General features: G+C 67.4%; 6 protein-coding genes and 2 pseudogenes. 3 read left to right on the forward strand and 5 right to left on the reverse strand.

Annotated features, from left to right (window positions below):
- From G3436_RS06365 to G3436_RS06375, 3 genes and pseudogenes are all read left to right on the forward strand, one after another.
- Positions 1–4,377, forward strand: a 4,377-nt coding sequence (locus tag G3436_RS06365) for a non-ribosomal peptide synthetase (RefSeq protein ID WP_163942588.1), incomplete at its 5' end; no start/stop codon positions are given.
- Between the two features lie 97 nt (positions 4,378–4,474).
- Positions 4,475–5,622, forward strand: a pseudogene (gene macA, locus G3436_RS06370) (macrolide transporter subunit MacA).
- A gap of 8 nt (positions 5,623–5,630) precedes the next feature.
- Positions 5,631–7,636: pseudogene (locus G3436_RS06375) on the forward strand (MacB family efflux pump subunit).
- A gap of 3 nt (positions 7,637–7,639) precedes the next feature.
- Here G3436_RS06375 and G3436_RS06380 read toward each other — a convergent pair.
- The 5 genes from G3436_RS06380 to G3436_RS27365 all read right to left on the reverse strand — a co-directional run.
- On the reverse strand, positions 7,640–8,332 hold the full coding sequence (locus G3436_RS06380; protein WP_163942591.1) for a helix-turn-helix transcriptional regulator: 693 nt from the start codon (positions 8,330–8,332) through the stop codon (positions 7,640–7,642).
- A 145-nt stretch (positions 8,333–8,477) separates the two neighbouring features.
- Positions 8,478–9,539, reverse strand: a complete 1,062-nt coding sequence (locus G3436_RS06385) for a PLP-dependent cysteine synthase family protein (protein WP_163942594.1) — start codon at positions 9,537–9,539, stop codon at positions 8,478–8,480.
- Positions 9,540–9,581: 42 nt separating this feature from the next.
- A complete protein-coding gene (hisC, locus tag G3436_RS06390) occupies positions 9,582–10,718 on the reverse strand; it encodes a histidinol-phosphate transaminase (RefSeq protein ID WP_163942597.1) in 1,137 nt (378 codons plus the stop codon).
- Positions 10,719–10,733: 15 nt separating this feature from the next.
- Positions 10,734–11,216, reverse strand: coding sequence for an MATE family efflux transporter (locus G3436_RS27360; protein ID WP_243667035.1), 483 nt, complete (start codon positions 11,214–11,216; stop codon positions 10,734–10,736).
- Positions 11,174–11,518 (reverse strand): MATE family efflux transporter (locus tag G3436_RS27365; RefSeq protein ID WP_243667036.1); only part of this gene is annotated, 345 nt, incomplete at its 5' end. The genes G3436_RS27365 and G3436_RS27360, both read right to left, overlap by 43 nt.

An 11,518-nucleotide genomic window follows, 5' to 3' on the forward strand; every position in this document is an offset into this window, starting at 1 on the left:
GCGCTGGACCTGCTGGGCCATGAGCTGCAGGCCGTGCTGCTGGGCCAGGGGGCGCAGTTGCCGGTGGCAGTGCCTTATCGCAACTACATTGCCCAGAGCCAGCAAGGGCCGGGGCAGGCCAGCCACGAGGCGTACTTTGCGCAGCAACTGGGGGATATCGACGAGCCGACCTTGCCGTATGGCCAGCAACGTCCGGTGACCGAGGGTGCGCCGGGGCTGGCACGCCAGACCCTGGACGCAGACCTGTGCCAGCGTGTGCGCCAACAGGCGCGGCAGGCCGGTGTGACGGCTGCCAGCCTGATGCACCTGGCCTGGGCCCGTGTGCTGGGGCAACTGTCGGGCCGTGAGCAGGTGGTGTTCGGCACCGTGCTGCTTGGCCGCCTGCAGGGCGGTGAAGGGGTGGAGCGTGCCCTGGGGGTGTTCATCAACACCTTGCCACTGCGGGTGGACGTGGGCGAGCAGTCGGTGCGTGCGGCATTGCGCGACACCCACCAGCGCCTCACCGGGCTGCTCGGGCATGAGCATGCGCCGCTGGCCCTGGCCCAGCGCTGCAGCGCGTTGCCGATGGGCGCGCCGCTGTTCAGCACGCTGTTCAACTACCGTCACAGTGCGGCGGCGCAGCACGCGCCGCAGGCCGAGACGGCGTGGCAGGGCATCGAGCTGCTGCGTGCCGAAGAGCGCAGTACCTATCCGCTGACCCTGAGCGTGGATGACCTGGGCGAGGGCTTCAGCCTGACCGCCCACACCGCGCCGGGCCTCGATGCCGAACGCATGTGCAGTTACCTGGCATGTGCGCTACAGCGACTGGTCACCGCGCTGGAGCAGGCACCGCACACACCGATGGTGCAACTGAGCAGCCTGCCGAGTGACGAGCGCAGCTTGCTGGTCGAGGGCTTCAATGCCGTGCAGGTACCGCCTGCAAGCGGCCAGACGGTGCACCAGCGCATCGAGTGTCAGGCCGAGCAGCGTCCGGCTGGCATCGCCGCGCAGGTCGGTGCGCAGCAACTGAGCTATGCCGCGCTCAACCGCCAGGCCAATGCGCTGGCTCATCACCTGATCGAGCTGGGCGTGCGCCCGGACGACCGGGTCGCGGTACTGGCCTGTCGAGGGCTGCAGACACTGGTCGCCCTGGTGGCGGTGCTCAAGGCCGGTGCCGGCTACGTGCCGGTCGACCCGGCGCACCCGGATGACCGCGTGCGTTACCTGCTCGAAGACAGCGCGCCGGTGGTGGTGCTGGCCCAGCAGGCGTTGACGGGCCGTTTGCCGCCGATGCACGTGCCGGTGGTGGCGCTGGACCGGCCGGGTTGGCCGCAACGGCACGACAACCCGCAAGTGCCGGGCCTGAGCCCGACCAATCTGGCGTACGTGATCTACACCTCGGGCTCCACCGGGCAACCCAAGGGCGTGATCGTGGAGCACCACAGCCTGAACAACCTGGTGGACTGGCATTGCCGGGCGTTCGCGCTGCAGGCCGGCAGCCCTACCGCCAGCGTCGCGGGTTTCGGCTTCGATGCGATGGCCTGGGAGGTGTGGCCGGCGCTGTGTGCCGGTGCGGTGCTGCACCTGCCGCCGGCCGATATCGTCAACGAGCAGCTCGATGCGCTGCTCGACTGGTGGCAGGCGCAACCGCTGCACGTGGCCTTCCTGCCCACACCGGTGGCCGAGTATGCGTTCAGCCGTGGCGTGCAGCACCCGACCTTGCGCACTTTGCTGATCGGGGGCGACCGCCTGCGCCAGTTCAACCACGACCCGGGCTTTGCCGTGGTCAACAACTACGGCCCCACCGAGGCGACGGTGGTGGCCAGCTCCGGCACCCTGGCGGTGGGCGGGGTACTGCACATCGGCAAGCCGGTGAGCAACGCACGCCTGTATGTGCTGGACGCCCATCGGCAACTGGTGCCGCTGGGCGTACCCGGCGAGCTGTACGTGGGCGGCGCCGGGGTTGCACGGGGCTACCTGAACCGGCCGCAGATGAGCGCCGAACGCTTCCTCGACGATCCTTTCAGCGCGCAGCCCGGGGCACGTATGTACCGCACCGGCGACCTGGTGCGCTGGCTCGACGACGGCACCCTGGAGTACCTGGGGCGCAACGACGACCAGGTCAAGATTCGCGGGGTGCGTATCGAGCTGGGGGAAGTGGAGCAGCACCTGGCGCAGTGCCCGGGCATCGCCGAAGCGGTGGTCATGGCCCAGCCGCTGGAGCAGGGCGGTTCACGCCTGGTGGCGTACTTCACCACGCAAGGGGTTGCCGTGGAGCCGGCCGGGTTGCATGCCCATCTGCAGGCGAGCCTGCCGGACTACATGGTACCGGCGGCCTATGTGAGCCTGGCGGCACTGCCGCTGACGGCCAATGGCAAGGTCGACCGCCAGGCACTGCCGGCGCCGGGCCTGGAGGCACTGCTGGTAACACCGTTCCAGGCCCCGGCCACGGCACTGGAGCACCGCCTGGCTGGCCTGTGGGCCGCGTTGCTGGGCGTCGAGCGGGTGGGGCGTCACGACAGCTTCTTCGCGCTGGGCGGGCATTCGCTGCTGGCGATCCAACTGGTCAGCCAGTTGCAGCAGGCCGGCTTGGCGCTGACCCTGGCCGACCTGTTCCAGCACGTCACCCTGGAGGCGTTGGCGCAGGTGCTCGAACAGCGTGCCGCCGCGCCGGGCGAGCAGCCGCAGGTGGTGGTCGTGCGCGAGGGCGGCAGCCAGCCGCCGCTGTTCCTGGTGCATGACTTCACCGGCCTGGACGGTTACTTTCCGGTGCTGGGACGCCAGGTGCCGGGCGACTTCCCGATCTATGGGCTGCCAGGCACGGGGCCCGACGAGGCGCCGCTGCAGACCCTGGAGTGCCTGGCGGCGCGGTTGATCGAGCGGATGCGAACGGTCCAGCCACACGGGCCGTACCGGCTGGCCGGCTGGTCATTCGGCGGGGTGCTGGCCTACGAGGTGGCGGCGCAGTTGCTGGGCATGGACGAGACAGTGGCGTTCCTCGGCCTGATCGACAGCTACGTGCCGCGCCTGACCGACCGCGGCAAGGCGTACTGGCAGGGGCCGGCACTGCTGGAGCGCCAGTTGCTGGAGCACTGCAGTGCGCATTGGCGGGCCCAGGGTGACGTCGGGGTGGATGCGCTGGCGCAGGTGCAGGCGTTGCAGCAGCAGGGGCTGGACTTCAGCGTGCTGCTCGAACGCTGTCGTGCGCAGCAGTTGCTGCCGACGGAACTGGCGCAGGCCCATGACGCGCCACTGCGGCATTACCTGACGCGCGAGCTGGCCCATGGTCATGCGCTGGCGCATTACCGGGTTGAACCGCTGGGCATCGACCTGCACCTGTTTCGCGCCGAGCAGCGCAGTACGCAGCAGGTACCGCGCAGCCCGAGCCTGGGCTGGGGCGAGTGGCTGCCGACCCAGGTGGTGCACTGCATCACGGTGCCAGGCGACCACCACAGCATGATGCAGGCGCCGCATGTGGAGGCACTCGGGCAGGCCATCGGCAAGGCCCTGGCCACCGTGCCGTCGGCTGCCCGGCAAGCGGCTGCACCGGCGACGCTACTGGCGATACAGAGCGGGCAGGCTGGGCGGGTGCCGCTGTTTTGCGTGCCGGGTGCCGGCGACAGTGTCACCAGCTTCCTCGGCCTGGTCGAGGCACTGGGGCCGCACTGGCCGGTGTATGGCTTGCAGCCACGCGGCCTGGACGGCGCCGGGGTACCGCACAGCAGAGTGGAGGCGGCGGCCGAATGCCATGTGCAGGCCATCGAGGCGTTGTACCCGCAGGGGCCGTTGAACCTGGTGGGGCATTCGTTCGGTGGCTGGGTGGCGCACGCCATGGCAGTGAAGCTGCAGGCCCGTGGCCGCACGGTGACGTCGCTGACCCTGATCGACAGCGAAGCACCGGACGGGCAGGGCACCTGTGGCCAGCCCTACACCACGACAGCCGCCCTGGAGATGCTGGTGGCCGCGTTGCAACGCTCCAGCGGCAAGCCGTTGGCGCTGCAGGCACAGGCGTTCGCCGAGGCCGACGATGCCCGCCAGTTGCACCTGTTGCAGGACGCGATGGTGGGGGCCGGGCTGCTGCCGCCGCGCGCGTCGGTGCAGGCGCTGCAGGGCATGGTGGGCTGCTTTGCCAGGGCGCTGCGCACGGTCTACCGGCCGCAGCCGGGCTACAGCGGTGCGGTGAGCCTGGTGCTGGTGGCCGATCCTGGCCTGGATGCGCCCGGCAATGCGCGCGAGCAGGCGGCTGCACTGGCCGGCTGGCAGCAGGTGCTGCCGCAACTGGTGGCGTGGCACGGGCCTGGGGATCACTTCAGCATCCTCAAGGCGCCTGAGGTGTACAGCCTGGCGGCCTGGTGGTTCGACCAGCAGGCTGTTGGCGTGCCGCAGGACCTGGCCTGACAGGCGGGGCGCGGCCATGCCGGTCGCGCCCTTGAGGCGTATGCACTTCTTCGCGTGCCGGGCAAGGGCACGCCTTTTTTTGCAGCAATGGACACTTATGGACAAGACAAGATTTCGCAAACTGGGCTGGGGGCTGGCCGTAGCCCTGATCGCGGGTGTAGGCCTGTACGCCGTGCAGGCGCCGGCGGAGCCGCCGCAGTACCTCACCGCCACGGTGCAGCGCAGCGACATTGAAAACGCGGTACTCGCCACCGGGCTGCTCGAAGGCATTCGCCAGGTGGACGTGGGGGCTCAGGTGTCGGGGCAGCTCAAGTCGTTGAAGGTGAAGCTGGGCGACAAGGTGAGCAAGGGCCAGTGGCTGGCCGAGATCGACCCGGTGGTGCTGCAGAACACCCTGCGCCAGGCCGAGGTGGATGAAGAGAAACTGCGCGCCGAGCGGCGCTCGACCCTGGCCAAGGTCAAGCAGACCCGACGCATCTTCGAGCGCTACCGCGAGCTGCAGAGCGACGCGTCGATCTCGCGGCAGGATTTCGAGAACGCCGAATCGGAGTACGAAGTGCAGCAGGCCAACCTGCTGTCGCTGGACGCGCAGATCAAGAGCGCCCAGGTGCAGATCGACACGGCGCGGGTCAACCTGGGCTACACGCGGATCATGGCGCCCATCGACGGCAACGTGGTGGGCATCGTCACCCAGCAGGGCCAGACCGTGATCGCGCAGCAACTGGCGCCGGTGATCCTCAAGCTGGCCAACCTCGACACCATGACCATCAAGGCCCAGGTGTCGGAGGCCGATGTGATCCATATCCGCCCGGGCCAGCCGGTGTACTTCACCATCCTGGGCGAGGACAAGCGTTACTTCGGCACCCTGCGCAGCACCGAGCCGGCGCCGCAGAACTACCTGGAAAGCGAAGGCCCCGGGGCTCCCGGCAGAACAGCGCGGTGTTCTACAACGCCCTGTTCGAGGTGCCCAACACCGACCACCGCCTGCGCATCGCCATGACCGCCCAGGTGCGTATCGTGCTGGAGACGGCGGCCGGCGTGCTGACCGTGCCGGTGGCCGCGCTGGGGCCGCGCAACGACCAGGGCGGTTTCGAGGTGCGGGTGCTGGACGCCCGTGGCCACGCGCAGGCGCGTACCGTGCAGGCGGGCATCAACAACAATGTGCAGGTGGAGATCAGGCAGGGGCTGGCTGAGGGCGACCGCGTGGTGATCGGCGAGCCGGTGTCGGCCGTGGCGGGGACGTGAGCATGAACATGAACGTCAAGGCAGACCTGGCGCTGGTCGCGCAGCCCTGTGCGCCAACCTCGCAACCGCTGTTGCGCCTGCAAGGCATCAGCCGCAGTTTCATGGCCGGCGATCGCGAGTTCCTGGCCCTGAAGGCCATCGACCTGGAGATCCAGGCCGGCGAACTGGTGGCCATCATCGGCGCCTCGGGCTCGGGCAAGTCGACGCTGATGAACATTCTGGGCTGCCTGGACTACGCCAGCAGCGGCAGCTATCAGGTCAGCGGCCAGGAAACCCGTGAACTCGACGACGATGCCCTGGCGGCGTTGCGCCGCGATCACTTCGGTTTCATCTTCCAGCGCTATCACCTGCTGGCCCACCTGAATGCGCTGCACAACGTGGAAATGCCGGCGATCTATGCCGGTACGCCCCAGGGCCAGCGCCACGAGCGGGCGGCGCAACTGCTGACGCGGCTGGGCTGTCGGGGCACCTCGGTCATCGGCCCAGCCAGTTGTCCGGTGGCCAGCAGCAGCGGGTCAGTATTGCCCGGGCGTTGATGAACGGGGGTGAAGTGATCCTGGCCGACGAACCGACGGGCGCGCTGGACACCGTCAGCGGCAAGGAGGTGATGCGCATCCTGATGGAGCTGCACGGCGCCGGGCACACGGTGATCCTGGTGACCCATGACCCCAAGGTGGCGGCCCACGCCGAGCGTATCATCGAGGTCAGCGACGGCCGCATCATCAGCGATACGCGCAACGCGCCAGCACGCCCCACGCCACCGGCGACGCGCGAGCAGCCGACCCGGCCGGCGGGTGCAAGGCGCCTGGTGGCCAGCCTGGGGCTGTTTCGCGAAGCCTTCTCCATGGCCTGGGTGGCGCTGATTTCGCACCGCATGCGCACCTTGCTGACCATGCTCGGGATCATCATCGGCATCACCTCGGTGGTGTCGATCTCGGGTATCGGTGAAGGCGCCAAGCGCTATGTGCTCAAGGACATCCAGGCGATCGGCAGCAATACCATAGCGGTGTACGCCGGCAGCAGCTTTGGCGACAGCCGGGCCAAGTCCATCGAAACCCTGGTGCCCGCCGACGTGCAGGCCCTGAACCAGCTGTACTACGTCGACAGCGCCACGCCGGTGCTGGGCCGCAACATGCTGCTGCGCTTTCGCAATATAGACGTGGATGCCCAGGTCAACGGGGTCAGCGAACGCTACTTCCAGGTGCGCGACATCCGTATTGCCAAGGGCATCCGCTTCAGCGCGAACGACGCCCGACGCCAGGCCCAGGTGGTGGTGATCGACCACAACACCAGCCAGCGCCTGTTCGGGGCAAACATCGACCCGCTGGGCCAGGTGATCCTGATCGACAACCTGCCGTGCACGGTGATCGGCGTGACCACCGACAACAAGAACCTGTTCGTGGCCAACAACACGCTGAACGTCTGGGTACCGTACGAGACCGTGGCAGGGCGCCTGCTGGGCCAGCGTCACCTGGACAGCATCAGCGTGCGGATCAAGGATGGCATGCCCAGCCAGCGGGTCGAGGAGGAGGTCAACAAGCTGCTGCTGCAACGCCATGGCAGCAAGGACTTCTTCACCAACAACCTGGACAGCATCATGCAGACGGTACAGAAGACCAGCCGCTCGCTGACCCTGCTGCTGTCGTTGATTGCGGTGATCTCGCTGGTGGTGGGCGGTATCGGGGTGATGAACATCATGCTGGTGTCGGTCACCGAGCGCACCCGCGAGATCGGCATCCGCATGGCCGTGGGGGCCCGCCAGTCGGACATCCGCCAGCAGTTCCTGGTGGAAGCGGTGATGGTCTGCCTGATCGGCGGGGTGATCGGTATCTCGCTGTCCTACGGTATCGGCTACCTGTTCTCGGTGTTCGTCAAGGAGTGGGAGATGGTGTTTTCGGGGGGCTCGATCGTCATGGCATTCGTGTGCTCGACCCTGATCGGCATCCTGTTCGGCTTTGTGCCGGCGCGCAATGCGGCACGTCTGGACCCGATCGAGGCGCTGGCCCGCGATTGAGCCTCAGCGCCCGTCGGGCTGCACCTGGGGGGCGTACATCCAGCGCGGCAGGGCATGCCGGCCGCTGATGCCCAGCTTGATCGCGGCGCGTTTGAGGTAGCTGTCCACGGTGCTGGCCTTCAGTTGCAGGTGCGCCGCCAGTTCCGGCGCGGTGTGCCCGGCCAGCAGGCCGACGCACACCTGCCGCTCGCGGGTCGACAGCGCCAGCCCGCTCAGGCGCAGACGTTCGGCAAAGCGCCGTTCCAGGCTGTTGTACGCTACTGGCGTAGCGACGTCGGGCTGGGCGCACGAGACGGCGCCGGGGTAGAGGGCACTGGCATGTTTTTCGAGCATCGGCAGCAACAGCGGCGAGATCTCTGCGACCAGGCTGTGCTCAAGGGCCGAAAAGCCCTGCGGCGGGTGGCTGCGGTAGAGGATGATCTCGTAGCGGTTGCCTTCCTTGCGCCGTGACAGGTTGAGCCGGGCAGGGCTATCAAGCCCGGCGCACGGCAGCTCGGGTTCGGAGAAGACCGTTTCGCTGAGCAATGTAGCGTCATTGGCCGAGACGCTGTGGGGTTCGACACGCAGGTGGCGGATGTGCGTGGCATCGACCATCAGTTGCGTCTGGATCAGGTCATGCAGCATCCGGGGGAAATGCCGGCTGCCCGTGCTGGCGATGACTTTGCCGATTTGCGGAAAAAGCATGTGAGCGTTCATCGTTTCATCCATGAGGTTCAGTGATGCAGTAGTTCGCGCAGCCACTGAACCTCATCCGTGGTTCAACGACAGCGCGAACGGCTGTGTAGCGTAGTACAGCGTTTTGATGACGGAGCAACGAAAGCGCAGTGGTGGCACATTAGCATCATTGCTGCCCGCAGTCGTGGTGATCGGACCACTGGCGTGCCTGCGGCGCCCGTGGCGGCAGTAGCGCGTGCAGCTCGTCGACCACCGATGGGCTGTGCAAACCCTGTGCGCTGAACCAGTGGTCGTTGAACACGGTGTCGAGGTATTTCTCGCCGCCGTCGCACACCAGCACCACCGTGACGCTGTCGCCGGGGGCCTTGCGGGCATGCTGCAAGGCCTTGTAGATCACGCCGCCGGCCGAGCCGCCGACCATCAACGCATGGCTGCGCGCCAGGTACCGCGCCGTCTCGAACGCCTCGGCGTCGGTGACCTTGAGGCCTTCATCGATCAGTGGGTAGTCGATCAATGCGCCAATCTCGGCCCCCGCCGGGGTGCCGGTGCCCGACTGGTGGTAGGGCTGCCCCGCGCCACCAAAGATGACCGACCCGGCCGGTTCCACGCCGACGATGCGCAGGTCCGGCAGGTGCCCCTTGAGCGCTCTGGCCGTGCCACACAGCGATCCGCCGGTGCCGACCGCACCGAACAGCGTATGCAGGTCGCTGCCCAGCGTGCGCAGCAGCTCATCGGCCAGGCCCTGGTAGCCATTCGAGTTGCCGGGATTGTTGTGCTGTTGCGTCCAGTAGGCACCGTGTTGCGCGGCGATGTGCGCAGCGGTCTGGTCACGGTCGGCGGTGGCCAGGCCGCCCTCGGCGCTGCCCACCCTGACCAGTTGCGCGCCATAGGCCTGCATGCCGCGCAGCTTGTCAGCGCTGGAGTGGTGGTCGACCACGGCGGTGAAGCGGTAACCCCGCTCGGCAGCGATCAGTGCCAAGCCCAGCCCGGTATTGCCCGAGGTGGACTCGACGATCCAGCCGCCGGGTTTGAGCTTGCCCTGGGCCTCGGCCTCATCGACCATCTGGCGCGCCATCCTGATCTTGGCGGTGCCGGTGGGGTTGAATTGTTCGAGTTTGAGCAACACGCGGCCGCTGCCCGGGGCGACCGGCAGTTCGAGCAAGGGCGAGCCCCCGATCAGGTCGGATACCCGCAGGTTGATACCAGGTTGATGGTTGACTGAATGCATTACGGCCTCCAGGGGACGAAAGTGAGCGTTGGGTAAACAGGGTCACGCCGGTGCCACTACATGCAGCAGTGCACGCAGGAACGCGTCGTTGTCGGCGGGCAGCGCCAGCGATACACGGATGAATGTCTGGTAGCCGGGCTCGGCCCAGGCCTTGACGATCACGCCGTGGCGGTGCAGCGCCTGGACCACCTGGCGGGCATCGGTGCCGGTGTCGACGAACAGGAAGTTGGCCATCGAGGGCGCCACACGCAGGCCGGCGTCACGCAATGCCTGCGTCAGCCGAGCCCGCTCGCGGGTCACCAGCGCGACGCTTTTTTCCAGGTGCGGGGTATCTTCCAGCGCGGCACAGGCGGCCTCCTGGGCGAGCAGATTGACGTTGTAAGGTGTGCGCACCCGGTGCAGCGCCTCAATCAGGCCAGGCTCGCTGGCGATGCCATAGCCCACCCGCAGGCTGGCCAGCCCATAGGCCTTGGAGAATGTCCTGAGCACCATCCACGGCCGCGCGTGGGTACGCAGCAGCGCGAGCGCATCGGGGTAGCCCGGGCAGGCGATGGCATATTCGAAATAGGCTTCGTCGATGACCAACAGGCAGTCCGGCGGGGTGCAGCCGATGATCGTTTGCAGTTCCCGGGTGCTGTACGCAGTACCGAGCGGATTGCACGGGTTGCTGATGAACACCAGCTTCAGCGGGCCTGCAAGCGCCTGCCGCCAGGCCGCGGCAGCAAAGCCGAAGGTGTCGGTGCACGGCACCTTGTGCACGTGGGCGCCCATCATGCGCGGGTAGATTTCGTGCAGGCTGAAACCGGGGGCCTGGGTGAGCACCCTGTCACCCGGGCCGAGCAAGGCCTGGCACAGCAGTTCCAGCAGGTTCTCCGAACCATTGCCAAGCATGACCCGGTCGGCGGCGACGTCGTGCTTGCGTGCGAGCATCGCGCACAGCGCCTTGCCGCTCGGGTCGGGGTATCGCCCCAGCCCCAGGGCAATGCGCCGCTGCATTGCCTGCGCCGCTAGCGGCGAGAGGCCATAAGGGTTTTCGTTGTTCGATAGCTTGATCACGCTGCCCAAGCCGTACTGGCGCAGCAGCGTGTCGGGGTCGGCGCCCGGATCATACAGCGCCAACCCGAGTACCTCCGGGCGCAGCAGTGCATCAAGCCGGTTGCCAAGGTGCTTTCCTTGCATATGCCTCTCCAGTCGCTAGCGCGCTTGTACCGCGGGGGGAACCGTACCGACCTGGGCCGCAAGGCCGTGCAGGCGGGTGTTGAACGACAGCATGAGCATCAAGGCTGTGGCTGCCAGGCCGATGGTCTGCCCGACCCACACGCCATACACGCCGTAGCCACCGACACTGCCCAGCACATAGGCGCAGGGCAGCCCCACCAGCCAGTAGCCGATCAGCGAAATGCGAAACGGCCCGGCGGTGTCACCGGTGCCACGCAACACACCATTGCCGATGTTCTGGCTGGCATCGAACAGCTGCATCAGAGCGGCGATCAGCAGGCCTGACGCAGCCAGTGCAAGGGTGGCGGTGTGACGGCTGTGCTCGGCCGAGATGAACAGTGCGACGATCAACTCAGGCACCACCACGTACGGCACGGCCACCATCAGCATTGCCGCTGCACCCAGCACCAGGCTGATCACGCCCAGGCGCCGGGCCCGTGCGAAGTCGCCACGCCGCATGCCTCGCTGACGTGGATGGACGCTGCATGCGACAGGCCGGCAGAAACCATGAAGACGATGTAGATGATCTGGTTGAGCACGGTCTGGGCCGCCAGTGCCTCCATGCCCAAGGTGCCGATCAACAGGGTCAGTACGCTGAAGAAACCCGCCTCGGACGCATAGGTGCCGGCAATCGGCAAACCCAGGCGCCACACGTCCCTGACTGCCTGGGGCGACCAGCGCAACTGCGCCAGGGCAAACCAGGGGGCCAGGGCGCGGTTGCGGGTGACCACACCCAGGAACATCAGCAGCGACAGCGCGAA

Source organism: Pseudomonas brassicae, assembly GCF_010671725.1.
In the GTDB taxonomy this organism is placed as follows: Bacteria; Pseudomonadota; Gammaproteobacteria; order Pseudomonadales; family Pseudomonadaceae; genus Aquipseudomonas; species Aquipseudomonas brassicae.

What these genes read in the sequence shown, in the direction of transcription:
- G3436_RS06380 (WP_163942591.1), bottom strand. Translation starts at nt 8,332, where the DNA reads ATGAACGCTCACATGCTTTTTCCGCAAATCGGCAAAGTCATCGCCAGC.
- G3436_RS06385 (WP_163942594.1), bottom strand. Translation starts at nt 9,539, where the DNA reads ATGCATTCAGTCAACCATCAACCTGGTATCAACCTGCGGGTATCCGAC.
- hisC (WP_163942597.1), bottom strand. Translation starts at nt 10,718, where the DNA reads ATGCAAGGAAAGCACCTTGGCAACCGGCTTGATGCACTGCTGCGCCCG.
- G3436_RS27360 (WP_243667035.1), bottom strand. Translation starts at nt 11,216, where the DNA reads ATGCGGCGTGGCGACTTCGCACGGGCCCGGCGCCTGGGCGTGATCAGC.